Annotated in this window: 21 protein-coding genes; 8 read left to right on the top strand and 13 right to left on the bottom strand. The window is 59.5% G+C overall.

All coding sequences use genetic code 11. The features are described from left to right. Nucleotides 1-18: 18 nt before the first annotated feature. From FIV35_RS12925 to fabB, 5 genes are all read left to right on the top strand, one after another. Complete coding sequence (locus tag FIV35_RS12925; RefSeq protein WP_331716846.1) at nucleotides 19-2,139, top strand: TonB-dependent receptor plug domain-containing protein; 2,121 nt, start codon at nucleotides 19-21, stop codon at nucleotides 2,137-2,139. 1 nt (nucleotide 2,140) lies between these two features. Beyond that, a complete protein-coding gene (locus FIV35_RS12920; protein WP_034137572.1) occupies nucleotides 2,141-3,070 on the top strand; it encodes an ABC transporter substrate-binding protein in 930 nt (309 codons plus the stop codon). Next, nucleotides 3,067-4,968: an ATP-binding protein gene (locus FIV35_RS12915; protein ID WP_034137571.1), complete on the top strand. Its 1,902-nt coding sequence runs from the start codon at nucleotides 3,067-3,069 to the stop codon at nucleotides 4,966-4,968. The genes FIV35_RS12920 and FIV35_RS12915 overlap by 4 nt, the downstream gene beginning before the upstream one ends. Nucleotides 4,969-5,217: 249 nt before the next feature. Beyond that, nucleotides 5,218-5,733 carry a 3-hydroxyacyl-[acyl-carrier-protein] dehydratase FabA gene (gene fabA / locus FIV35_RS12910; protein WP_010211704.1) on the top strand — a complete coding sequence of 172 codons (516 nt, stop codon included), beginning with the start codon at nucleotides 5,218-5,220 and terminating at the stop codon, nucleotides 5,731-5,733. An 11-nt stretch (nucleotides 5,734-5,744) separates the two neighbouring features. Then, the gene (fabB, locus tag FIV35_RS12905) at nucleotides 5,745-6,965 is read left to right on the top strand and encodes a beta-ketoacyl-ACP synthase I (protein ID WP_034096678.1); all 1,221 of its coding nucleotides are present in this window, start codon (nucleotides 5,745-5,747) and stop codon (nucleotides 6,963-6,965) included. Nucleotides 6,966-7,049: 84 nt separating this feature from the next. On the opposite strand, the gene FIV35_RS12900 is transcribed toward fabB, so the two are convergent. Further along, nucleotides 7,050-8,072: an amidohydrolase family protein gene (locus FIV35_RS12900; protein WP_034137570.1), complete on the bottom strand. Its 1,023-nt coding sequence runs from the start codon at nucleotides 8,070-8,072 to the stop codon at nucleotides 7,050-7,052. 141 nt (nucleotides 8,073-8,213) lie between these two features. Between FIV35_RS12900 and FIV35_RS12895 the strand changes: the two genes are divergently transcribed. Both FIV35_RS12895 and FIV35_RS12890 read left to right on the top strand, forming a co-directional pair. Continuing rightward, the gene (locus FIV35_RS12895; RefSeq protein WP_034096676.1) at nucleotides 8,214-8,630 is read left to right on the top strand and encodes an OsmC family protein; all 417 of its coding nucleotides are present in this window, start codon (nucleotides 8,214-8,216) and stop codon (nucleotides 8,628-8,630) included. Between the two features lie 64 nt (nucleotides 8,631-8,694). Continuing rightward, nucleotides 8,695-9,561, top strand: coding sequence for a pirin family protein (locus tag FIV35_RS12890; RefSeq protein ID WP_034137569.1), 867 nt, complete (start codon nucleotides 8,695-8,697; stop codon nucleotides 9,559-9,561). 99 nt (nucleotides 9,562-9,660) lie between these two features. On the opposite strand, the gene FIV35_RS12885 is transcribed toward FIV35_RS12890, so the two are convergent. The 4 genes from FIV35_RS12885 to FIV35_RS12870 form a co-directional block, all read right to left on the bottom strand. Beyond that, complete coding sequence (locus FIV35_RS12885) at nucleotides 9,661-10,389, bottom strand: dienelactone hydrolase family protein (protein ID WP_083377893.1); 729 nt, start codon at nucleotides 10,387-10,389, stop codon at nucleotides 9,661-9,663. A 67-nt stretch (nucleotides 10,390-10,456) separates the two neighbouring features. Further along, complete coding sequence (gene htpG, locus FIV35_RS12880) at nucleotides 10,457-12,361, bottom strand: molecular chaperone HtpG (RefSeq protein ID WP_034096793.1); 1,905 nt, start codon at nucleotides 12,359-12,361, stop codon at nucleotides 10,457-10,459. A gap of 89 nt (nucleotides 12,362-12,450) precedes the next feature. Further along, the gene (locus FIV35_RS12875) at nucleotides 12,451-12,903 is read right to left on the bottom strand and encodes a PaaI family thioesterase (RefSeq protein WP_034137567.1); all 453 of its coding nucleotides are present in this window, start codon (nucleotides 12,901-12,903) and stop codon (nucleotides 12,451-12,453) included. Further along, nucleotides 12,900-13,376, bottom strand: coding sequence for a PaaI family thioesterase (locus tag FIV35_RS12870; RefSeq protein ID WP_034137566.1), 477 nt, complete (start codon nucleotides 13,374-13,376; stop codon nucleotides 12,900-12,902). Before FIV35_RS12870 ends, FIV35_RS12875 begins: the two co-directional genes overlap by 4 nt. A 158-nt stretch (nucleotides 13,377-13,534) precedes the next feature. Here FIV35_RS12870 and FIV35_RS12865 point away from each other — a divergent pair, with 158 nt between their 5' ends. Continuing rightward, nucleotides 13,535-13,777 (top strand): hypothetical protein, encoded by a 243-nt coding sequence (locus FIV35_RS12865; protein ID WP_017477534.1) that lies wholly within the window; start codon nucleotides 13,535-13,537, stop codon nucleotides 13,775-13,777. A gap of 83 nt (nucleotides 13,778-13,860) precedes the next feature. On the opposite strand, the gene FIV35_RS12860 is transcribed toward FIV35_RS12865, so the two are convergent. From FIV35_RS12860 to FIV35_RS12825, 8 genes are all read right to left on the bottom strand, one after another. After that, nucleotides 13,861-14,601, bottom strand: coding sequence for a DUF599 domain-containing protein (locus tag FIV35_RS12860; RefSeq protein WP_034137565.1), 741 nt, complete (start codon nucleotides 14,599-14,601; stop codon nucleotides 13,861-13,863). Between the two features lie 172 nt (nucleotides 14,602-14,773). After that, nucleotides 14,774-16,087 (bottom strand): branched-chain amino acid transport system II carrier protein, encoded by a 1,314-nt coding sequence (gene brnQ / locus FIV35_RS12855; protein WP_034137564.1) that lies wholly within the window; start codon nucleotides 16,085-16,087, stop codon nucleotides 14,774-14,776. Between the two features lie 411 nt (nucleotides 16,088-16,498). Beyond that, nucleotides 16,499-17,380 (bottom strand): succinate--CoA ligase subunit alpha, encoded by an 882-nt coding sequence (sucD, locus tag FIV35_RS12850; protein WP_034096669.1) that lies wholly within the window; start codon nucleotides 17,378-17,380, stop codon nucleotides 16,499-16,501. Next, nucleotides 17,380-18,546, bottom strand: a complete 1,167-nt coding sequence (gene sucC / locus FIV35_RS12845; protein ID WP_034096668.1) for an ADP-forming succinate--CoA ligase subunit beta — start codon at nucleotides 18,544-18,546, stop codon at nucleotides 17,380-17,382. Before sucC ends, sucD begins: the two co-directional genes overlap by 1 nt. 204 nt (nucleotides 18,547-18,750) lie before the next feature. Continuing rightward, complete coding sequence (gene lpdA / locus FIV35_RS12840; RefSeq protein WP_034137563.1) at nucleotides 18,751-20,187, bottom strand: dihydrolipoyl dehydrogenase; 1,437 nt, start codon at nucleotides 20,185-20,187, stop codon at nucleotides 18,751-18,753. Between the two features lie 103 nt (nucleotides 20,188-20,290). Beyond that, nucleotides 20,291-21,514, bottom strand: a complete 1,224-nt coding sequence (odhB, locus tag FIV35_RS12835; RefSeq protein ID WP_034096666.1) for a 2-oxoglutarate dehydrogenase complex dihydrolipoyllysine-residue succinyltransferase — start codon at nucleotides 21,512-21,514, stop codon at nucleotides 20,291-20,293. A 44-nt stretch (nucleotides 21,515-21,558) separates the two neighbouring features. Then, nucleotides 21,559-24,390: a 2-oxoglutarate dehydrogenase E1 component gene (locus FIV35_RS12830; RefSeq protein WP_034137562.1), complete on the bottom strand. Its 2,832-nt coding sequence runs from the start codon at nucleotides 24,388-24,390 to the stop codon at nucleotides 21,559-21,561. 261 nt (nucleotides 24,391-24,651) lie between these two features. Further along, complete coding sequence (locus FIV35_RS12825) at nucleotides 24,652-25,356, bottom strand: succinate dehydrogenase iron-sulfur subunit (RefSeq protein WP_034096664.1); 705 nt, start codon at nucleotides 25,354-25,356, stop codon at nucleotides 24,652-24,654. Between the last annotated feature and the right edge of the window lie 5 nt (nucleotides 25,357-25,361).

Raw genomic sequence — 25,361 nt, 5'->3', positions numbered from 1 at the left:
CATTATCAAGGCCGCACCGTGTATCTGGGCCCTCCTCCGCGCTCCTCTCTCTTGCTGATGCTGTTGTGCAGCAACGCCGTGCTGGCCGACGATCTGTTCCTCGACAGCCAGCCGCTGCCGCAGGTATTGACCGCCACGCGCCTCAAGCAATCGGCCGCCGCCGTACCCGGCAGCATGACGGTGATCGACAGCGAGTTGATCAAGGCCAGCGGCGCGCGGGACATCAGCGAACTGCTGCGTCTGGTACCGGGCATGATGGTCGGCTACACCACCGGCAATCAGGCGGCGGTCAACTACCACGGCACCAGCGCCAGCGACGCGCGGCGCATGCAGGTGTTGATCGACGGCCGTTCGGTGTATCGCGCGGGTCTGGCCACCGTGGACTGGAGCGACATCCCGGTGGCCATGGAGGATATCGAGCGCATCGAGGTGTTCCGCGGCCCCAACACCGTCAGCTATGGCGCCAATGCACTGATGGCGGTGGTCAATATCCTCACGCGCTCCCCGGCCAACAGCCACGGTTCGCGGGTCAAGGTGATTCGCGGCGAGCGCGGCATCAACGACTTCTATGCCAGCCAGGGCGTGGGTTGGGAGACCGGCGATCTGCGCCTGTCTTTGTCCGGGCAACAGGACGACGGCTTCGACAGCGACGCCGCCGGCGCCGACCGCCGTGACGGCCGACGCCTCAACCGCTTCAGCCTGGCGGTCAGCCAGACGCTGAATGCGCAGCAGAGCATCGACTGGCAATTGGATGCCAAGGAAGGCACCAATCAGCGTCCATATACCTACAGCCCGGTGTTCGCCGGCATCACCGAAGGCGGTAATAATTCTGACGTTACCGCCAAGGACTACGCCGCTTCCCTGCGCTGGAACGTCGACTTCAACCCCGAACACAGCCTGTACATCCAGGGGTCGGCCCAGCAATGGGATCGTCGGCAAATCTGGAAAGCCTGCGACGCCAAGGTCTCGTTCAGCCCGGAGCTGACCCAGCTGTGGCAATTGAACCCCAACTACGCGGAAAAATTGGCCCGGCATATGGACGTCTATAGCCAGGGCAGCGCACCACCGGGCAGCGCCGCCGAACAAGCGCTGGCCAATCAGGTGTTGGATCAATGGCGCAACGGCGCCAACCAGAGCGTCTGCGGCGATATCGACCAAAGCACCCGCGAAAGCCGCTACGACCTGGAGCTGCAGGACACGCTGAGCCTGTCCGACAGCCTGCGACTGGTCAGCGGCATGAACTACCGCTACGACCGCGCCGACTCCGACACCTACTTCAACGGCACCCTGGACGACACCACCTGGCGCCTGTTCGGCCAATTGGAATGGCGCGCCAGCGAACATTGGCTGCTGCAGGGCGGCGCCATGTATGAAGACACCCACCTGAGCGGCAATTCACTGACACCGCGGGTGGCGCTCAACTATCTGATCAACCCGCGCCATGGCCTGCGCGCCGTGTACTCCGAGGCGATCCGCTCGCCGGACATGTTCGAGAACAACGTCAACTGGAGCTACCGCGTCACCAACCTGAGTTCCCCGGCGTTTGGCCAGACCTCCGCGCAATACTTCGTCAAGACCCGGGGGCCGGGTAACCTCGACAAAGAGCGGATGCGCTCGCGGGAACTGGGCTATAACGGCTTCTTCGCCGACCTCGGGTTGAACATGGACGTAAAACTGTTCTATGACGAAATCACCGACATGATCAGTTCGCCATTGCGCAATAACCAATACATCGCCAGCAACGCCAACAGCTCGCGCTTTACCGGCGCCGAATCTCAGTTCGACTGGCGCGTGAGTAACGCCGACCGCCTGCGGCTGACGTATGCGTATGTCGATGCCAGCGCCAGCAACCGGTTGGACAAAGCGCAAACCGCGCGTAACAGTGGCTCGGCCGGCTGGCTGCGTGAATGGGGACATGGCTGGTCCAGCGCGCTGTTCTACTACGGCGACGATGCGCTCAACCAATACCGCTTCGAGCGGGTCGACCTGCGGGTGGCCAAGCGCATCGCGTTGGGCAAAGCCAATGTGGAACTGGCTGGCATGCTGCAACAACGCCTCGACGACCAGCCGACCACCTGGGCCGATAACACCTACGACCAGCGCCATGTGCTGTATTTCAGCGCAGAGTTAGAGTTCTAGCATGGCCGGCCCGTCACGGATGACTTCCCTTTCTATCCATAAGCTCTGGCGCCATTGTGCGCTGCTGGCGTGCCTGCTGCTGGCGTCGCCGACGTGGGCGGCCGAGATCCTGCTGACCGCCGCCGAAGACAGTGACGGTGTGCATGCTTTCACCCAGGCCCTGGCCCAGCAACGTCCCGAAGACCACGTAACCTTCACCCCGCTCAAAGACTTACCCGCCCCCGGTCGCGTGCCTGCCAGCACGCGCCTGATCCTGCTGGACTTGGCCAGCCTCGATTGGCGCCTGCAAGACAACATGGGCCCACCGACACTGGTGCTGCGTATCAGCCGGTTGCAAGCTCACGAACGTCCTGGCGCCGCCCAGCATCCGCGCGTGAGCCTGCTGTGGAGCGATCCGCCTCTGGAACGGCAATTGCGCCTGATCGCCAGTATCCTGCCGCGAGCCCGCCGCATCGGTGTGCTTTACGGTACCGAGAGTGAGTTCCTGCTGCCGGAACTGCGCCAGCATGCGGAGCCCCTGGACATGACCATCGTGCCCCAGCGCTGGGACACCATCAGTGACAGTCGCCCGCTGCAAAACCTGTTCAGGAATAGCGACGTACTGCTCGGCCTGGATGACCCGCAGCTGTACAACCCGAAAACCGCGAAAAACCTGTTACTGAGCAGTTATGCCCAACAGTTGCCGTTGGTGGGCCCAAATGCAGGATTCGTGCGCGCCGGCAGCTTGGCCAGTACCTACAGCGACCAGGCCGATTGGCTGGCGGTGCTGGACCGCCTACTCGACCGAGCCCCGGCGAACTGGCCGCGCTCGCTGTATCCGGACCACTTCAAAGTCGTGGGCAACCCGCAAGTGGCGCGCTCACTGGGCATCGAACAGTTCGACGAAGCCAACGTCGCCGCCCGCCTGGCCGAAGGAGAAAAACGCCCATGAGCCTGCGCCGTCGTTGGGGCATCAACACCCGCACCCAGCTCATTACCCTGGGGCCGGCGTTGTTACTGACGTTGCTGTTGATCAGCTTCTTTACCTTCGTACGTATCCAGGACTTGCGCCAGGAGCTGGATCACACCGGCCAATTGATCGCCAACCAACTGGCCCCGGCCACCGAATACGGGGTGATTTCCGGCAACAACGATGTGCTCGAAAGCCTGCTGCGCGCCACCCTGGCAACGCCCCATGTGCGTTTTCTGGAAATCCAGGACAGCGCCGAAAACATCTTGGTATATGTCGAACAGCCCTCGGAAAAACATGACCGCTCGCTGTCGGTAAAAGTGTTCCAGGCGCCGATCCGTCTGCAGCACATTCAGCTGGGCAATGACTTTTTCCAGGACAACCTCACCGAGCCGAAGGCCCCGCGCGCGGATTATCTGGGCCGGGTCATTGTCGGCATGTCCAACGATGCGTTCAGCCAACGCCAGCAGGAAATCCTGTTCAAGGCCGGGATTCTCGCGCTGTTCACGCTGCTGTTTACCTTCTTGCTCGCCCGACGCCTGGCCGCCAGCCTGTCCCAGCCGATCAGCGCGATGGGCAACGCTGTAAAGGCCATCCAGCAAGGCCAGTACAAGACGGCGCTGCCGATTGTGGACGACTCGGAACTGGGTGACCTGTCGCGGCATATCAACAACCTGGCCGAAGGTCTCAACCAGGCCAGCCGCGAACAGCAGCAGGCCATGGCCCAGTTGATCCAGACCCGCGAAGAGGCCGAGCGCGCCAACAATGCCAAGTCGGATTTCCTGGCGATGATGAGCCACGAATTGCGCACGCCGATGAACGGTGTACTGGGCATGCTGCAATTGCTGGAAACCACCGAGATGACTGAGGAGCAGACCGAATACGCGGCGCTGGCCTCCGAATCCACCGAGCATCTGCTCAAGGTGATCAACGATATTCTCGATTTTTCGCGCATCGAGCGCGCAGCTCTGGAACTTGAACATATTCCGTTCAACCTCGCCGACCTGATCAACAGTTGCGCCCAGGCCTTCCAACATAGCGCCCAGCAACGAGGGCTAGCGCTGCGCTTGCCGATCCCGCCGGGTATGGACGCACTGCGGGTGCGGGGCGACCCTACGCGTATCCGCCAGATTCTAGTGAACCTGATCGGCAATGCGCTGAAGTTCACCGAACACGGCAGCGTCAGTGTCGAGCCGCACTGGCAGCCCCTCGACCATGAACTGGTGTGGTTCACCTGCACGGTGCGCGACAGCGGCATCGGGATTTCCGCCGAACGCCTGGAATTGATGTTCGACGCGTTCCAGCAAGCCGACAGTTCCATTTCAAGACGTTACGGCGGCACCGGCCTCGGCCTGCCCATCGCCCGCACACTGGCCGAACGCATGGGCGGCACCCTGCGCGCCCAGAGCGAAGAAGGTCGCGGCTCGGTGTTTACCCTGGAAATCCCTCTGGCGATTGATCAGCAGAGCCTGCCGTCCATCGCCCCGGATGCCGAACGTAAAAATAGCGCTGGCGAAGGGCGCCATGTGCTGTTGGTGGAGGACAACCCGGTCAACCGCACGGTGGTCGAGGCCATGCTGCGCAGTCTGGGATTTGAGGTGAGCCTGGCCACTGACGGCGCCGAGGCGATACGCAGCGCCGAGAGCCTGATTTTCACCGCGATCCTGATGGACTGCCGACTGCCGCTGATCGACGGCTACGAAGCCACCCGACAGATTCGCCAGTTACCCGGCTGCGCCGATTTGCCGATCATTGCGCTCACCGCCAATGCCTTGCAGGGCGACCGTGAAGCCTGTCTGGCGGCCGGAATGAACGATTACCTGGCCAAGCCGTTCAAACGTACGGATTTGCAGCATGTCCTGCAGCGTTGGGTGCAGTAATACGGCCTTATCAGCCAACTGCGACTGGCGTGAAAGACGAAAGTGCGGCAGTCTTAGGCACCCAAACGGGCCCTTGAACGGGCCCGGTTTAAAATTTCAGTGAACAAGTGTACATTCAGTACCTTGACGCTGTGACTTTCACTACAACGCAATAGTCTATGTGTAGGCTGCCGGTCTGAGGCATGAACGCTTCAGTCGGTTCGGGAAGATTTGCCCTACCCTGCCGCATGGGATTATTGAGGAGCTCGCATGACCAAACAAAACGCCTTTACCCGGGAAGACCTGCTGCGCTGCAGTCGCGGTGAGCTGTTCGGCCCAGGTAACGCGCAACTGCCCGCCCCTAACATGCTGATGGTGGATCGCATCACCCATATCAGCGAAGAGGGTGGCAAGTACGGCAAAGGTGAATTGGTCGCCGAGCTGGATATCACCCCGGACCTGTGGTTCTTCGCGTGCCATTTCGAAGGCGACCCTGTCATGCCGGGCTGCCTGGGCCTTGACGCCATGTGGCAGTTGGTCGGTTTCTTCCTCGGCTGGCAAGGCCTGCCGGGCCGCGGCCGCGCCCTGGGTTCGGGCGAAGTGAAGTTCTTCGGCCAGGTCCTGCCGACCGCCAAGAAAGTCACCTATAACATTCAAATCAAGCGCGTCCTCAAGGGCAAGCTGAACCTGGCCATCGCCGATGGTTCGGTGAGCGTCGACGGTCGCGAGATCTATACTGCCGAAGGCCTTCGGGTCGGCGTATTCACTTCCACTGACAACTTTTAAGGGTTATCCGCATGCGCCGCGTCGTTATCACTGGTCTGGGCATCGTTTCTTGCCTGGGCAATGACAAAGAGACCGTCACCGCTAACCTGCGTGCAAGTCGCCCTGGCATCCGCTTCAACCCGGAATATGCCGAAATGGGTCTGCGTAGCCAGGTTTCCGGCTCCATCGACCTACCCCTCGAAGAACTGATCGATCGCAAGATCTACCGCTTCGTCGGCCACGCCGCCGCCTACGCCTACCTGGCCATGAAAGACGCCATCGCCGACTCCGGCCTGAGCGACGACCAGGTTTCGAACGTGCGCACCGGCCTGATCGCCGGCTCGGGCGGTGCATCCACCCTGAACCAGATGGAAGCGCTGGATATCCTGCGCGAAAAAGGCGTCAAGCGCGTCGGCCCGTACCGTGTCACCCGCACCATGGGCAGCACCGTTTCGGCCTGCCTGGCCACGCCGTTCCAGATCAAGGGCGTGAACTACTCGATCTCCTCCGCCTGCGCCACCAGTGCTCACTGCATCGGTACCGCGGTCGAGCAGATCCAGCTGGGCAAGCAGGACATTGTCTTCGCCGGCGGCGGTGAAGAAGAACATTGGAGCCAGTCGTTCCTGTTCGACGCCATGGGCGCGCTGTCCACCCAGTACAACGAAACTCCGGAAAAAGCCTCCCGTGCCTACGACGCCAAGCGTGACGGTTTCGTCATCGCCGGCGGTGGCGGCATGGTGGTGGTCGAGGAGCTGGAACACGCTCTGGCCCGTGGCGCCAAGATCTACGCGGAAATCGTCGGCTACGGCGCCACTTCCGACGGCTACGACATGGTTGCGCCAAGCGGCGAAGGCGCCATCCGCTGCATGCAGATGGCCATGTCCACCGTGGATACCCCTATCGACTACCTGAACACCCACGGCACTTCGACCCCGGTCGGCGATGCCAAGGAAATGGAAGGCGTGCGTGCGGTATTCGGCGACAAGGCTCCGAAAATCAGCTCCACCAAGAGCCTATCCGGTCACTCCCTGGGCGCCGCTGGCGTTCACGAGGCGATCTACTGCCTGCTGATGATGGAAGGCAACTTCATGGCCGGCTCGGCCAACATCGAAGAGATCGACCCGGTCGTCGCCGATATGCCGATCCTGACCAAGACTGTCGAGAACGCCAAGATCGACACCGTGATGAGCAACAGCTTCGGCTTCGGTGGCACCAACGCCACCCTGGTGCTGAAGCGCTGGCAGGGCAAGTAAGCCCTGTAGGTTGTTCCCATAAAAAAGCCCCGACTGGTTCGGGGCTTTTTATGGGCTACGGAAAATCCTGGTGCAGGTACGGGCTCAAGGAGCACCGTCATCTTGATGGCTCTTAGGCAGCACGGCCAGGAAGTTATCGCGCGCCACTTTACGGGCCACCGCTTCAGGCAGCGCGTCAAGAAAGGGATCGAAGCGGTGCATTTCCTTACCCAGCTTGTTGAAGCGTCCGACGACGTCAGAGCCCAGCATAAAGCGCTCCGGGAAGCGCTCCACCAGGGCCACCCACTCAGGCCGTGGTTTGCCCGCCTCGTCCAGCAGATAAGGCGTGAGCATGCTCCAAGACAAATCCACATACAGGTTGGGGTAAGACTCCAGCAGACGGTTCAAGGTGGGCAGTAGAAAGTCCATCTGCACCTGATGCCGGTGAATCTCTTTGCTGGTACCGGCATGCGCCCAGATAAACCGGGTGTGCGGGTGGTTGCGCAGCGGTTCTTCCACTTCGGCCAGGTACAGCGGGTTGCGCTCGCGCTTGGAGGTGATGTTGGAATGCAGCATCACCGGCAGGTCGTTTTCGGCGGCCAGGTGATAAATGCGGGTCATGGCCTCGTTGTTCGCGCGCGGGGTGTCGCCGGACGTCAGGGCCGTCAGATCATCGTGACGGGTGAACACCTCGCCGATGCCCTGCCACAGCCCCGGATTGAGGTCGAGCATGCGCTGGATATGCGCGTCGGAGTTTTTGTCATTGGGGTTGAAGCCAGACAGAAACGGGTGAAAGTGCCGGCGCTGGGCCGGGGTCAGCTTGTTCACAGCGGCCGCCACGATCACATCGGTGGCGCTGTACCAGTAGGCATCAGCATCATCGCCAGCGTAGTAGCGTGGGCGCTTGGGTTCGTCTTCATGCCATTTCTTGGCCACGGGTATGCCAGAAATCATTACATGCTCGATGCGATTTTCCGTCATGGCCTTGAGCAGTTTGTCCATGCCCGCGCTTTCTTGAAAGAAATCCACGTAATGCAGGTGCGCATCGCTGTAGGCATAGTCGCGCGCCTCCAAGGCGGTGCTGCTGCAGGCGACCAACAGGGCAAGACTCAAGCGGGTCCAGGGCACGGTAAGCTCTCGATAGGCGTGGGATACAGGTAGACCCTGCCCTCCCTTGGCGGGTTCATCCCAAAAAAAGCAGGAACACCTAAGTGCCAGCATGCTCTATAACTGCATGACCTTCATCCTGCCATCCCTGTGAGGTTTGCCATGTCTGTTATCGTCAACACGCTGAACACCGAAAACTATCGCCACAGCGTCAATATCAATCACCACGAGCTGTTTACCGACCTTCCCAAAGACCTGGGTGGCGACGACTCTGCGCCCTCCCCCCACGATTACTTCGACGCCGCGCTGGCCTCGTGCAAGGCCTTGACGGTCAGGCTCTACGCGCAAAAAAAGGATATTCCGCTGACCGGTGTCACCGTTGAAGTGACCCACGACGCCGCCCAAGAGCAAAAAGGCCGCTACGCGCTCAACGTCAAGCTGACCCTCAAGGGCGTGCTCAGCGATGCTCAGCGTGATGAGCTGCACCACGTGGCCGATCGCTGCCCGGTCCACAAACTGATGACCACCGCCGACATCAACATCGAGACCACCCTCTCCGAAGGCGCCTTCAGCCAATAGCGGCAAGCTCCTGTCGAGCGGGTTATGCTCAGCGCATTCCAACCCGCTCAGACAGGGATGCACCATGACCACCCTCACCGTGATTCGCCCGCGCCAGGAAGATGTCGAGGGCCAACCGATTCTGCGCCCGCTACCGTCGCGAGACTGCCGCAACGTCGGGCCATTCGTCTTCTTCGATCATATGCTGCCGACCCGCTATGCCCCCGGCACCGGCATGGATATCCGCCAGCATCCGCACATCGGGCTTTCGACCCTTACCTACCTGTTCGAGGGCGAATTGCAGCACAAAGACAGCCTGGGCTCCGATCAAGTGGTGCAGCCGGGCGATGTCAGTTGGATGACCGCCGGCAGCGCAATTGCCCACGTCGAGCGCACACCCGAGGCGCTCAAGGCCAGCGGTTTTGCGCTGCATGGCCTGCAAGTGTGGCTGGCGTCCCCCAGGGACCACGAAACCGGGCCAGGCCATTACAGCCATCACCCGGCGGCGAGTTTGCCAGTCAGCGACGCACTGGGCGTGCAGATCCGCTTGATTGCCGGCACTGGCTTCTGCCTTAAGTCACCGGTGCCCGTACTTTCGCCCACGTTGTATGCCGATGTGCACATGCAAACGGCCACCACGCTACTGATCCCCGATGAGTATGAGGAACGCGCCGTGTATATGCTGGCAGGTGACGCGCAGCTCGACGGCGAACCGTTGCAGGTGCATAGCCTAGTGGTATTGCCGAAGGGAGAGACGATGACGTTGTTTGCCGAATCCGACTGTCATCTGGTGGTGTTGGGCGGCGCACCGCTGGATGGACCGAGGCGGATCAATTGGAATTTTGTCGCGAGTGATCCTGCGGTGATCGAGCAGGCCAGGCAGCGTTGGGCGGCTGGGGATTGGCCAACGGTTCCGGGGGAATCGGAAAGGATTGAGTTGCCTGGGAGATAGCCATCGAGGGCAAACCCCCTCCCACATTTTGACGATCTGAATCCAATCATGTGTGGGAGGGGGCTTGCCCCCGATAACGCCGGTACAGGCGCTGAAAACTCAGCCCTTGAACACCTCATCCAGCAAATTATGCATCGACTGGAAGGCCCGCGCGGCAGTTCTCGCGTCGTACATCATCTTGCCCGGCACATTGGCGTGCGGGTCGGTAAAGGAATGCACCGCACCGCCATAGCTGAGCAACTGCCAATCCACACCGGCGGCGTTCATTTCATCCTCGAACGCCGGCAACTGCTCCTTGGGCACCAAGGGGTCCGAGGCGCCATGCAGCACCAGGACTGAACCTTGGATGTTCTTGGCATCCGCCGGGTTCGGTGTGTCGAGGGTGCCGTGGAACGATACCGCAGCCTTCAACGGCGCGCCGGTACGGGCCAGCTCAAGGGTGCAGCAACCGCCGAAACAGAAGCCGAACGAAGCGAGCTGGGAGGTATCCACTGCCGTCTCGGTCTGGGCCTGCAGTTGGTCGAGAGCAGCCTGCATACGCTTGTTGAGCAACGGGCGATCATTTTTCAACGGCATCATCGCCGCACCGGCCTCATCGGCATTGGACGGGCGCACGGTTTGCCCATACAGGTCGGCGATTAGCACCACATAGCCCTTGCCGGCAACGGCCTTGGCAATTTCTTCGGCGCCGGCACTGACGCCCATCCAGTTGGGCGCCATCAACAGACCCGGCAGCGGGCCTTTTTGGCTGGCGTCGAACGCCAGGCGGCTTTCATACGGCTGGCCATCGATCTGATAGACCACGGAACGCACGGTGACTTGGCTCATCATTGACTCCGATTAAGGTGCACTGGAACGAAAAAACCCGCCGAAGCGGGTTTTTCCTACAACGTTGTTAAACCGACAGTTCAACCAACAGCTTGTTCAGTCGGCGCACATAGGCGGCCGGGTCTTTCAAGCTGTCGCCGGCGGCCAGGGCTGCCTGGTCGAACAGGATGTGCGACAGGTCGCCAAAACGCTCTTCGTTCTGCTCGCCGTCGAGCTTCTCGATCAACGGATGCGCAGGGTTGAATTCGAAGATCGGCTTGGAGTCTGGCACTTTCTGCCCGCTCGCCTCAAGGATCTGACGCATTTGCATGCCCAGGTCCTGCTCGCCGATGGCCAGGATCGCCGGGGAATCGGTCAGACGGTGGGAAACCCGTACTTCGCTGACAGCTTCGCCCAGGGCGGTCTTGATGCGTTCAACCAGGCCTTCTTTGGACTTGGCCACTTCTTCAGCGGCTTTTTTGTCCTCTTCCGAATCCAGGTTACCCAGGTCCAGGTCGCCACGGGCCACGTCGACGAACGACTTACCGTCGAACTCGCTGAGGTAGCTCATCAGCCACTCGTCGATACGATCGGTCAGCAGCAGCACTTCGATGCCTTTTTTACGGAAGACTTCCAGGTGCGGGCTGTTTTTGACCTGAGCGTAGGTTTCGCCGGTCAGGTAATAGATCTTGTCCTGACCTTCCTTGGCGCGTGCCAGGTACTCGGCCAGGGACACCACTTGCTCGCCGTCTTCGCCCTGAGTCGAAGCGAAACGCAGCAGGCCAGCGATTTTTTCCTTGTTGGCAAAATCTTCCGCCGGGCCTTCTTTCATGACCTGGCCGAAGTTTTTCCAGAAGCCTTTGTATTGCTCAGGCTCGTTCTTCGCCAGTTTTTCCAGCATGTCGAGTACGCGCTTGGTCAGCGCCGACTTCATGGAGTCGATGATCGGGTCTTTCTGCAGGATTTCCCGCGACACGTTCAGCGACAAGTCGTTGGAGTCGACCACGCCTTTGATAAAGCGCAGGTACAACGGCAGGAAGGATTCCGCCTGATCCATCACGAATACGCGCTGTACATAGAGTTTCAGGCCTTTCGGCGCCTCACGCTGGTACAGGTCAAACGGCGCGCGGGCCGGTACGTAGAGCAGCGAGCTGTATTCCAGCTTGCCTTCAACCTTGTTGTGGCTCCAGCTCAGCGGGTTTTCGTAATCGTGAGCGATGTGCTTGTAGAACTCTTGGTACTCCTCGTCCTTGATCTCGGTGCGAGGACGGGTCCACAGGGCGCTGGCGCGGTTGACCACTTCCCATTCCTGGGCCGGGGCTTCTTCGCCTTCGGCGGCAGCCTGTTCTTTAGGCAGCTCGATCGGCAGTGCGATGTGGTCGGAGTACTTTTTGATGATATTGCGCAGGCGCCAGCCGTCGGCGAATTCTTCTTCACCGGACTTGAGGTGCAACACGATGCGAGTACCGCGGTCTGGCTTATCGATGGTGGCGATTTCAAATTCGCCCTCGCCTTTCGACGCCCAGTGCACGCCTTCGCTGGCGTCGAGGCCGGCGCGACGGCTAAACACTTCAACCTTATCGGCGACAATAAAGGCCGAGTAGAAGCCCACGCCAAACTGGCCGATCAGATGCGAATCCTTCTTTTGGTCGCCCGACAGGTTCTTCATAAAATCGGCAGTGCCAGATTTGGCGATGGTCCCCAGGTGGGTGACCGCATCGTCACGGCTCATGCCGATACCGTTGTCTTCGAGGGTGACGGTTTTGGCGTCCTTGTCGAAGCTCACGCGGATTTTCAGTTCGGCGCCACCTTCCAGCAACTCGGGCTTGGACAGGGCTTCGAAACGTAATTTGTCGACAGCGTCAGAGGCGTTCGAGATCAATTCGCGAAGGAAGATTTCCTTGTTGGAATACAGCGAATGGATCATGAGGTGCAGCAGTTGCTTCACCTCGGTCTGGAAGCCCAGGGTTTCCTTTTGAGTTTCCACACTCATGGTCATCAAACTCCAATTGGATGGCAGTGGCCCCGACCTTTAGGGTCGGCGGCGGGTTGTCATCAAAGTTGGGGGCTAAGACCAGGATTTCAAGGGCGACTCGCCTCCTCAATCTTGAAATGCGCACGGGCCGTGGCAATCGGCTCTGCCGCCGTGCTTTGCCACGCGGTGATCGCCACATTCGCCACACGCCGCCCCTGGCGCCACACCTGACAGGTGGCGTAGGTGTCGCGGAACTGACCGGCACGCAGGTAATCCAGGGAAAAGTCGATGATTTTCGGCAGCCCTGGCGCCCCGGTAAACACCAGCAAGTGCAACGCTGCCGCCAACTCCATGAACCCGGCGATCACACCGCCGTGCAAGGCCGGCAAAATGGGGTTACCAATGTTGTCTTTGTTGGCCGGCAGGCGAAACAGCAATTCATCGCCCAACCGCGTGCATTCAATGCCGATCAATTGGGCATACGGAATCCCGTCCAGCAGCGCCGTATAGTCACCGCGGGCATGGGCTTGTTCGAGGCGTGTTTTGAATCGATGGGTCATGCCTGCGCTCCCTTGATCGTATCGCCCAGCCCCTGCGTGCCCTTGAGACGCTTGCCCATGCGCATAAACGTGCCCACCACATGGGCGATGGGCTGCTGCGGGTCATCCTGATAGGCGAAGCCACGGGTGAAGATCACGTCGGTCGTGACTCGGTAGCACTGGGCGAAGCCATACACCGGCTTGTGAGGTGCGGCCGGATGCATGTAATCGATGCGTAGATCGAGGGTCGGGCACACCTCGAATTCCTCCAGCGCACATAGAGTCGCCATGCCGCAGGCCGTGTCCATCAAGGAGGTCAGCGCGCCGCCGTGGATCACGCCGGACTGGGGGTCACCAACAATCGCCGGGCTGTAAGGCAAGACGAGGGTCATGCCGTCCCGATTAGCCTCATGCACGGTAATGCCCAGCACGTGGCAATGGCGCAATGCCGAAACGAAGCGCCGGGCACGTTCTAATAGTGGGTTTTCGGTCATTCGGTCTAGACTCTTATTCGTGTTAATCCGCGGAGTATGTGGTGCGGGCCAAAGTTCCTTGCAGGGTGCGGTTTATATATCTGCGTAATTAAAGGAACTAATGCTGAACCCTCAGGCTCGAAAGGCCAGTAGATATCTTCAATAAGGAGAAACACCCCATGCGCAAGACTTTAGCTATTTCCATGATGCTGGCCGCTGCCCTCGGTCTGGCTGCCTGCGACAAGAAATCCGAAGACAAAGCCCAAGACGCCGCTGCACATTCTGAGCAAGCTCAGAAAGATATGGCGAAGGCTCAGGATAAAGTGAACGACGCTGCGAAAGAAAACGCCGATGCTGCCAAAGCTCAGGCTGAATCCAACGAAGCCGCCGCGAAAGAAGCAGCACCTGCCACCGGTTCTTGAGACCTGGCTTGAATTAGCAGTGCTGCAAAAAGAAAGCCCGCTTATATAGCGGGCTTTACTTTGTCCGGCATTTAACTAGATGGCTAAGACACCGCCTCCTTCGCCGGCTCCGGCAATGGCGTGTCGGTTGGCGTATACACCATCACTTCCAATACGTCGGAATGAAACTCTCGGCGATACAGCACGAACACTACGCCGGCGCTCATCAACATGAACAACCATGGGCTGACAAACCACGCCAGCATGGTCATGCCGAAGTAATAAGAACGCAGGCCGAAGTTGAACTGGTTGGCCGCCATGGAGATCACCCGCGCCGCCCTCAGTGCGAAGGCTTTACGCTCCTGTTCGGACACATGTCGCTCGCCGATCATCGGCGCCGACCCCACCAGCACCGCCGCAAAATTGTATTGGCGCATGCACCAACTAAACGTGAAAAACGCGTAGACAAACACCAGCGCCAGGCACAGCAATTTGATTTCCGACATGCCCTGGGACGCCTGTTGTACCCAGGGGATATCCGCCAGCAACGACACGGCGCGTTCGGAGGCGCCGAGCACAGTGAGAATACCGGCGAGGATGATCAAGGTACTGGAGGCGAAGAAGGAGGCATTGCGCTCCAGATTGCCGATCACGCTGGCGTCGGCGATACGGTTGTCCCGCAGCAGCATGCGCCGCATCCAGTCTTCGCGATACAAGTGCAACACACTGGCCAGGCACGCGGTGTCTCGCGCCTTCCAAGTGGCATAACGGGTATAGCCGCCCCAACACAGCACGAACCACAGGGCGGCAAGCAAGTGGATCTGATTGGCTTCGACGAATGACATGAGGGTCCTGTTAGAAGGTGAATGGTGGCGCGATGCGCTCCAACGTTGGGAGGGAGCCGGCCCCTCCCACATTGATCCAGTTGCAACTTTAGAAGCTGCACTCTCATAAAGCATAAAAAATGCCCCGTATCGATTGATACGGGGCATTTCAATAATCCTCGAAGCGGGCGCTTTATGCGATGGCTTCGCTGCGCTTGCCGAGCAGACGGTCAATCACCACCGCCACGACCAGGATCATCACCGACGGCACCAGCCAGGCCAGGCCCTGCTCGCTCAGCGGCAGGTTAGCCAACTGCGCCGGCAGCCAATCCGCCAAGCCCGCGCCCTTGAGGGCATCGATGCAGCCGAAGATAAACGACACCAGCATCACCGGCCCAACGATACGTCCTTGCTCCTGCCAGAAGCCTTTGCAGAAGCTCAGGGCCACCAACACGATGCAGGGCGGATAGATCGCGGTGAGTACCGGGATCGAGAAAGCGATCAGCTTGGTCAGGCCCAGGTTCGACACAAACAAGGAGAACAGCGCCAGGATCACCACCAGAGTCTTGTAGGACAGCGGCAGGATGCGGCTGAAGTACTCGGCGCAGGCGCAGGTCAGGCCCACCGCCGTCACCAGGCACGCCAGGGAGATCAGCACGGCCAGGAAACCGCTGCCCAGAGAGCCGAAGGTATGCTGCACGTAAGCATGCAGTACCGCAGCGCCGTTGCTGGCCCCAGCGGCTACCGCATGGCTGCCCGAACCGAGGCGGAACAGGCTCACATACACCAGCGCCAAGCCCACACCCGCGATCAGGCCGGCAATGATGGCGTAACGGGTGATCAGCTTCGGCGATTCAACACCACGGGAGCGAATCGCATTGACGATGACGATGCCGAACACCAGCGCTCCCAGGGTATCCATGGTCAGGTAACCATTGATAAAACCCTGGGAAAACGGCGCAGCGACATATTCCGGGGTGGCGACACCGACCTCACCGGCCGGCAGCGCAAATGCGGCGATCCCCAGCACGGCCAGCGCTATGATCTTCAGCGGCGCGAGGAAACGCCCCACCGTATCCAGCAGGCGCCCTGGGTACAGGGACACAAAGAACACCACCAGAAAGTACACGGAGCTGTAGAGAAACAGCGCCAGAGGGCTTTCGCCAGTCAAGGGCGCAAGGCCCACTTCAAAGGACACGGTCGCCGTACGCGGCGTGGCGAACAGCGGGCCTACCGCCAGATACGCCGCTGCCGCCAGCAGGCCACCGGCGATTTTGCCGATTGGGCTGCTCAACGCGTCCATGCCGCCACCGACTTTGGCCAGCGCGATTACAGTGACCACCGGCAGGCCGACCGCAGTGATCAGAAAACCCAGTGCCGCCATCCAGACGTCAGGTCCGGACTGCAAGCCAACGATAGGCGGGAAGATGATGTTGCCGGCGCCCACGAACAGGGCAAAGGTCATGAAGCCCAACGCCAGGATATCCTGGCCTTTCAACACTTTCATTTAAGGAAATACCACACTGCTGAATCGGAATTTAGAGAGGGATTCCCTGTGGATGAGGGAAATACCGGCGGCCCTTTTGGGGACCGACCGTTCCAGCGCGAAGCGTCCTTTTGGGATGCGGGCGCATAAAGAGGCGGCCAGAGTACAGAATTAGGGCGACAAACGCACTGTTGCGGGGCGTACTGTCCGATAAGCGACATCACGATGTCGCATTTTCGTACTTAACTTGGCAATACGAACACGGGTGGGAGGGGTCTTGCCCCCGACGGCGGTGTGTCAGCCAATGATTGCGTGGCTGAATCACTGCCATCGGGGGCAAGCCCCCTCCCACACTGATCGAAGGCATTCAAGAAGCACAAAGGCCACCCGAAGGTGGCCTTTGTGGGGTAAAGCGTCAGTTAAGCGCGAGGCTTATTTGACAGCCCAACCGGTCAGCTCGGCCAGGGCCTTGCCGATGTCTGCCAGCGAACGCACGGTTTTCACGCCTGCGTCTTGCAGCGCAGCGAATTTCTCGTCTGCAGTGCCTTTGCCGCCGGAGATGATTGCGCCCGCATGGCCCATGCGCTTGCCAGCAGGGGCAGTCACACCAGCGATGTAGGAAACAACCGGCTTGGTCACGTGTGCCTTGATGTAGGCAGCCGCTTCTTCTTCAGCCGAACCGCCGATCTCACCGATCATCACGATCGCTTCGGTCTTCGGGTCTTCCTGGAACAGCTTCAGGATGTCGATGAAGTTGGAGCCTGGGATCGGGTCACCGCCGATGCCGACGCAAGTCGACTGACCGAAACCGGCGTCAGTGGTCTGCTTCACAGCTTCGTAGGTCAGGGTGCCGGAACGGGAAACGATACCGACTTTACCTGGCAAGTGAATGTGACCTGGCATGATGCCGATCTTGCATTCGCCTGGGGTGATCACGCCTGGGCAGTTAGGGCCGATCAGGACTACGCCCAGTTCGTCACACTTAACTTTAGCGTCCAGCATGTCCAGGGTAGGAATGCCTTCGGTGATGCAAACGATCAGCTTGATGCCGCCGAATGCCGCTTCCAGGATCGAGTCCTTGCAGAAAGGAGCCGGAACGTAGATCACGCTGGCGGTTGCGCCAGTGGCAGCTACAGCGTCTTTCACGGTGTTGAACACCGGCAGGCCCAGGTGCTCGGTGCCGCCTTTGCCTGGCGTTACGCCGCCAACCATCTGGGTGCCGTATTCGATGGCTTGCTGGGTGTGGAAGCTACCTTGCGAACCGGTAATACCCTGGCAGATAACTTTGGTGTCTTTATTGATCAGGACGCTCATTATTTGCCCTCCGCAGCTTTGACAACTTGTTGAGCAGCGTCGGTCAGGCTGGTAGCCGCGATGATGTTCAAACCGCTTTCTGCCAGTACTTTAGCGCCCAGTTCAGCGTTGTTACCTTCAAGGCGAACAACAACCGGGATTTTAACGCCGACTTCTTTCACTGCACCGATGATGCCTTCGGCAATCATGTCGCAACGAACGATGCCGCCGAAGATGTTGACCAGTACTGCAGCGACGTTGGCGTCGGACAGGATGATCTTGAAGGCTTCGGTCACGCGTTCTTTGGTAGCACCACCGCCCACGTCGAGGAAGTTGGCTGGTTTGCCGCCATGCAGGTTGACGATGTCCATGGTACCCATGGCCAGGCCGGCACCGTTGACCATGCAACCGATGTTGCCTTCCAGGGCCACGTAGTTCAGTTCGAACTTGGCAGCGTGCGCTTCGCGCGGATCGTCTTGCGACGGATCGTGGAAAGTCTTCAGCTTAGGCTGACGGTACATGGCGTTGGCGTCGATGTTGATCTTGGCATCGAGGCAGTGCAGATCGCCGTCAGCTTTGATCACCAGCGGGTTCACTTCCAGCAGAGCCAGATCGTGATCCTGGAACAGTTTGGCCAGACCTACGAAGATCTTGGCGAACTGAGCAACTTGCTTGCCTTCCAGGCCCAGCTGGAAAGCCAGCTCGCGACCCTGGAACGGCTGAGCGCCAACCAGTGGATCGATGGTGGCTTTCAGAATTTTTTCTGGGGTTTCGTGAGCGATCTTTTCGATGTCCACGCCACCTTCGGTGGAAGCCATGAACACGATGCGACGGCTCGAACGGTCAACGACAGCGCCCAGGTACAGCTCTTTAGCGATATCAGTGCACGATTCAACCAGGATCTTGGTGACTGGCTGGCCATTGGCATCAGTCTGGTAAGTCACCAGACGCTTGCCCAGCCACTGCTGTGCGAAGGCCTTGGCGTCTTCTTTATTGCGAACCAGCTTAACGCCGCCCGCTTTACCGCGACCACCAGCGTGGACCTGGGCTTTGACAACCCACTCGGTACCACCGATTTTGTCGCAAGCTTCTGCTGCTGCTTCCGGGGTGTCTACTGCGTAGCCCTTGGATACTGGCAGGCCGTATTCAGCGAACAGCTGCTTACCCTGATACTCGTGAAGATTCATGCTTTTTACCGTCTTCGTTAGGTACTGCGCATTCGGCGCTGCGCTCATTATGAGTGCCGCACCACCTGTGACTGCTGCTTGCGCAACTTGCGGGGCTTATGGCCCGTAAAGCTGCGCAAGGCTGCGTCCAGCGGATATTCCGCGGTGAGTCTTGCGCGCAAGGCTCACGACGGGCAACTCCGCCGTGGTTTCTTATTATCTCGCTTAGCGCTTCTTGCGGTTGGCGACGTGGATGGCGCCGCCATTCACTGCCAACGCGGCTTCGTGCAACGCTTCGGACAGGGTCGGATGGGAGAAGACCATCATGCCCAGGTCCTCGGCACTGGTGCCGAATTCCATACCGATCGCGCCCTGCTGAACCAGTTCTGCTGCACTTGGGCCAATCACGTGGACGCCCAATACACGGTCAGTCTTGGCATCAGCGATGACTTTGACAAAACCACCGGTGTCGTTGGCTGCCATGGCACGGCCAGAAGCGGCAAACGGGAAGGTGCCGACGTTAACTTCAACGCCTTCAGCTTTCAACTGCTGTTCGTTCTTGCCGACCCATGCAATTTCCGGGTGGGTGTAGATAACCGATGGAATCAGGTCGTAGTTCATCTGGGTTTTGTGGCCCTTGATGCGCTCGACAACCATGATGCCTTCTTCGGAAGCCTTGTGCGCCAGCATCATGCCGCGCACCACGTCACCGATGGCGTACACGCCTGGAACGGTGGTAGCGCAGTGATCGTCAACGTGGATAAAGCCACGCTCGTCGATGTTCACGCCGCTGTCGGCCGCCAGCAGGTCGGTCGTCACTGGACGACGGCCTACGGCCACGATCAGCTTGTCGAAGGTGATGGTTTGTTCGCCATCTTTGTCGGTGTAGGTCACGACCACTTCTTCGCCATTGACCTTCGAGCCGGTCACGCGAGCGCCCAGCTTGATGTCCAGGCCCTGTTTGGTCAGGGTCTTGAACGCTTCCTTGGAGACTGCGGTATCGGCAGCCAGCAGGAACGTGTCCAGAGCTTCCAGAACAGTCACTTCAGCACCCAGACGGGACCACACCGAACCCAGCTCCAGGCCGATCACACCAGCACCGATCACACCCAGGCGCTTAGGCACAGCTTGGAATTCCAGGGCGCCGGTCGAATCAACGATCACGTTGTTGTCGACTGGAGCAGGCGGAATGTCGATTGGGCGCGAACCTGGGGCCAGGATCACGTTTTCAGCTTCGATCACTTCAACCGAACCGTCAGGCTTGGTGATTTCGACTTTCTTGCCGGCCAGCAATTTGCCGTGGCCCTGCAGGGAAGTCACGCCGTTGGCCTTGAACAAGGTGGCAACGCCGGAAGTCAGGCCTTTAACGATGTTGGCTTTACGGCCGACCATTGCTGGTACGTCCATGGTCACGCCAGCATGGTTGATGCCGTGGATCGCGAAGCCATCTTGGGCTTCGTGGAATTTCCAGGAGCTGTCCAGCAGCGCCTTGGAAGGAATGCAGCCAACGTTCAGGCAAGTACCGCCCAGCGCCAGTTTGCCTTCCTTGTCAGTGTATTTTTCGATGCAAGCAGTCGAGAGGCCCAGTTGAGCGGCCTTGATGGCGGCAACATAGCCGCCAGGGCCCGCGCCAATCACTACAACGTCAAATTTCTGTGTCATAAAAGGTTCCCTTTTAGCAACAAGCTACAAGCCGCAAGCTACAAGTTTGAAACCCACCCGCTCTCGAGCCTGGGGCTTGTCGCTTGCAGCTTGCCGCTGCTTTTTAGATATCCAGAAGAAGACGAGCCGGGTCTTCCAGCAGGTTCTTGATGGTCACCAGGAAAGTCACGGCTTCTTTACCATCGATCAGGCGGTGATCGTAGGACAGTGCCAGGTACATCATCGGGCGGATCACGACTTGGCCGTTGATGGCCATCGGACGCTGGATGATGTTGTGCATGCCCAAGATCGCGGCTTGTGGCGGGTTGACGATCGGCGTCGACATCATCGAACCGAAGGTACCACCGTTGGTGATGGTGAAGGTACCACCGGTCATCTCGTCGATGGTCAGCTTGCCGTCACGGGCTTTCTTGCCGAAGGTGGCGATGCCGCCTTCGATTTCAGCCAGGCTCATCAGTTCGGCGTTACGCAGGACCGGAACCACCAGGCCACGGTCGCTGGACACGGCAACGCCGATGTCTGCATAGCCATGGTAGACGATGTCGTTGCCATCGATGGAAGCGTTGACTGCTGGGAAGCGTTTCAGCGCTTCGGTGGCCGCTTTCACGAAGAACGACATGAAGCCCAGGCGCACGCCGTTGTGGGACTTCTCGAACAGGTCCTTGTACTTCGAACGCAGGGCCATGACTTCGGTCATGTCGACTTCGTTGAAGGTGGTCAGCATTGCCATGTTCGACTGGGCTTCAACCAGACGCTTGGCCACGGTGGCACGCACGCGGGTCATCGGTACGCGCTTCTCGGTGCGGTCGCCGGCAGCGAACACAGGAGCAGCGGCAGCCGGGGCAGCAGGCTTGGCAGGTGCGGCAGCTGGAGCGTTTTTCTTGGCTTCAACCGCAGCAACCACGTCTTCCTTGGTCACGCGGCCGTCTTTGCCGGTGCCTTTGATGGAAGCCAGGTTGATACCGTTTTCTTCAGCCAACTGGCGCGCAGCCGGTGCAGCGATCGGGTCTTCAGCACCAGCGGCCGGAGCGGCAGCTGGCGCCGAAGCAGCAGGTGCAGCAGCCGGAGCGGGTGCAGGTGCAGCAGCGCCGCCCTCTTCGATCGAGCCCAACACCTGGTTGGACAGGACGGTAGCGCCCTCCTCGGCAACGATTGCGCCCAGTACACCGTCAGCTTCGGCCAGCACTTCCAGCACGACTTTGTCGGTCTCGATGTCGACGATCAGGTCGTCGCGCTTGACAGCTTCACCTGGTTTTTTGTGCCAGGTGGCAACGGTGCCATCGGCAACCGATTCCGGGAATGACGGGGCTTTGATTTCGATAGCCATTATCTGTGGGTCCTTAAAATTCGGTTTCAGTCAGCGCGAAGGCGTTAAACAGTGAAAGCATCTTGCAGCAGTTTTTCCTGCTGTTCGGCGTGCATCGACGCATAACCACACGCAGGTGCGGCGGAAGCATCACGGCCGGCGTATTCCAGGCCCAGGGCCTTGTTATGGTTGCCAATGCTGCGACGCAGGTGATGCTGGCTGCTGTACCACGCGCCCTGGTTCATCGGTTCTTCCTGGCACCAGACCACATTCGTGAGGTTGGTGTAAGGCGCGATGACCTCCATCAGGTCGTCTTCCGGGAACGGGTAAAGCTGCTCGATACGCACGATGGCGATATCTTCGCGGCCTTCGGCACGGCGTTTTTCCAGCAGGTCATAGTAGACCTTGCCGCTGCACAGGATCAGGCGAGTGACCTTGGCCGCGTCCAGCGTGTCGATTTCTGGAATCACGGTCTGGAACGAACCGTCCGCCAGATCTTCCAGGGTCGAGACGGCCAATTTATGACGCAGCAGCGACTTCGGAGTCAGCACAACCAGCGGCTTGCGCAGAGGACGAATCACCTGGCGACGCAGCAAGTGGTAGATCTGAGCCGGGGTGGTCGGTACGCAGACCTGGATGTTGTGCTCGGCGCACAGCTGCAGGTAACGCTCCAGACGGGCCGAGGAGTGCTCCGGACCCTGACCTTCATAACCGTGCGGCAGCAGCATGGTCAGACCGCACAGACGGCCCCACTTATGCTCGCCGCTGGTGATGAACTGGTCGATCACCACCTGGGCGCCGTTGGCGAAGTCGCCGAACTGGGCTTCCCAGATCACCAGCGCATTCGGCGTGGTGGTCGAGTAACCGTATTCAAAGGCCAGTACAGCCTCTTCGGACAGGAACGAATCGTACAGGTCGAAACGTGGCTGGCCTTCGTACAGGTTCTGCAACGGCACGTAGGTGCTGGCGTCTTTTTGGTTGTGCAGTACCGCGTGACGGTGCGAGAACGTACCGCGGCCGATGTCCTGGCCGGTCATGCGGATCGGGTGACCTTCGAACGCCAGGGTCGCGTACGCCATGGTTTCGGCGTAACCCCAGTTGATCGGCAGGCCGCCGGCTTGCATCTTCTGACGGTCTTCGTAGATCTTCGAGACCTGACGCTGAACCACGAAGCCTTCCGGAATTTCCAGCAGCTTGGCGGACAGTTCCTGCAGGGTCTTGAGGTCGAACGAGGTATCGTGACGCGCGGTCCAGGTGTGGCCCAGGTACGGACGCCAGTCTACGAACAGCTCTTTGTTCGGCTCTTTGACCAGGCTTTTCACTACATGCAGACCGTTGTCCAGAGCGTTGCGGTATTCATCGACTTTCGCCTGAACACGCGCTTCGTCCACCACGCCGGCCTTGGTCAGGCTTTCGGCGTACAGCTCACGGGTGGTGCGCTGCTTGGTGATCTGCTGGTACATCAACGGTTGGGTGCCGCTTGGCTCGTCCGCTTCGTTGTGACCGCGACGGCGGTAGCAAACCAGGTCGATCACCACGTCACGCTTGAACTGCATGCGGTAGTCAACGGCCAGTTGGGTCACGAACAATACGGCTTCCGGATCATCACCATTCACATGGAGGATCGGCGCCTGGATCATCTTGGCAACGTCGGTGGCGTACTCGGTGGAACGCGAGTCCAACGGGTTGCTGATGGTGAAGCCCACCTGGTTGTTGATGACGATGTGAACGGTACCGCCAGTCTTGAAGCCGCGAGTCTGCGACATCTGGAAGGTTTCCAGAACCACGCCCTGACCGGCGAATGCCGCGTCACCGTGGATGGAAATCGGCAGAACCTTTTCACCAGTGGTGTCGTTACGACGGTCCTGGCGAGCACGCACCGACCCCTCGACCACTGGCGAAACGATTTCCAGGTGGGATGGGTTGAATGCCATGGCCAGGTGAACTTCACCGCCGGTGGTCATCACGTTGGACGAGAAGCCCTGGTGGTATTTAACGTCACCGGAACCCAGCTCGACCTTCTTCTTGCCTTCGAACTCGTCGAACAGCTCACGCGGGTTCTTGCCGAAAGTGTTGACCAACACGTTCAAGCGACCACGGTGGGCCATGCCGATCACGACTTCCTTGGTGCCGTAGGAACCGGAACGCTGGATCAGCTCGTCGAGCATCGGGATCAGGCTTTCGCCGCCTTCCAGACCGAAACGCTTGGTGCCCGGGTATTTGGTGCCCAGGTATTTTTCCAGGCCTTCGGCCGCGGTCACGCGCTCAAGCAGGTGGCTGCGAACGTCGGCGGACAGCGCCGGACGGCCGCGCACACCTTCCAGGCGATGCTGGAACCACTGGCGCTGCTCGGAATCGGTGATGTGCGTGAACTCGGCGCCGATGGTGCGGCAATATGTCTGCTGCAACGCCTCGTGAATTTCGCGTAGGCTCGCTTCCTCTTTGCCGATGAACAGGTCGCCGGCACGGAAGGTCGTATCAAGATCGGCATTGGTCAAGCCGTAATGATTGATCGACAGGTCAGCCGGTGCAGGACGCTGCCAGAGCCCCAGCGGGTCAAGCTGGGCAGCCTGGTGGCCACGCATCCGGTAGGCCTGGATCAGTCGCAGTACTTCAACTTGCTTCTTCTCATGCTCACTGCTCACGCTGCCGGCGGAAACCGGTTGGGCGCGGCGCTGGTTCTTTGCCAGCAGCACAAACTGATCGCGAATTGTTGCATGCGATACATCGGTGGCAGCGTTGCCGTCTGAAGACAACGTCTGAAATTTGGTGCGCCATTCTTCTGGCACAGCGTTAGGGTCGTGCAGGTAGAGCTCATAAAGCTCTTCCACATAGGCAGCGTTACCACCTGAAAGATAGCCGCTGTTCCACATGCGCTGCATCACGCTTTCTTGCATGCTTGGTCACCCTCGATTTGGGGACACCACCGGCGAAAACACCGAGTTTGCTTGCAAAAGGCCAAGTGCAGCGACCAAAACAAGCCACTTAGGATCACGCTGATAGTTCGGGTACCAACCCGAATGCCCCTGCTTGTCTCATTTCTTCAAAATAAGAGCCGCGGCTTTGTAAGTCGCTGCTCAAGTTAAAACTACGGCGCCGGTTGAAGCCTGCGCCGCAGCATTTACGGGCACAACGGTCCTGCTTTGTTACAACGTCAGTTACACGCCGCTTTGCAGCAGCATGTTACGGATGTGACCAATGGCCTTAGTCGGGTTCAGGCCTTTGGGACATACGTTGACGCAGTTCATGATCCCGCGGCAGCGGAATACGCTGAACGGGTCATCCAGCGAAGCCAGACGCTCGGACGTCTTGGTGTCACGGCTGTCTGCCAGGAAGCGGTACGCTTGCAGCAGGGCAGCTGGACCCAGGAACTTGTCCGGGTTCCACCAGAAGGACGGGCAGGAGGTCGAGCAGCAGGCGCACAGAATGCACTCGTACAGACCGTCGAGCTTGTCGCGCTCTTCCGGGGACTGCAGACGCTCGATGGCCGGGGCCGGCGTGTCGTTCTGCAGGAACGGCTTAACTTTCTCGTATTGCTTGTAGAAGATGCTCATATCGACGACCAGGTCACGGATAACCGGCAAACCTGGCAGTGGACGAACGATCAGCTTGTTGCCTTTCACCACGGCGGACAGCGGCGTGATGCACGCCAGGCCGTTTTTGCCGTTGATGTTCATGCCGTCGGAGCCGCAGACACCTTCACGGCAAGAGCGACGATAGGAGAAACCTTCGTCCTGCTCTTTGATCAGGGCCAGCACGTCCAGCACCATCAGGTCTTTACCACCGGTATCGACCTGGAATTCCTGCATGAACGGCGCAGCGTCCTGATCAGGGTTGTAGCGATAAACACTGACTTTCAACATGGCAG

Origin of the sequence: Pseudomonas rhodesiae (assembly GCF_007858255.1) — a bacterium.
Taxonomy (GTDB): Bacteria; Pseudomonadota; Gammaproteobacteria; order Pseudomonadales; family Pseudomonadaceae; genus Aquipseudomonas; species Aquipseudomonas rhodesiae.
This window is presented reverse-complemented; position numbering and strand designations above follow the sequence as displayed.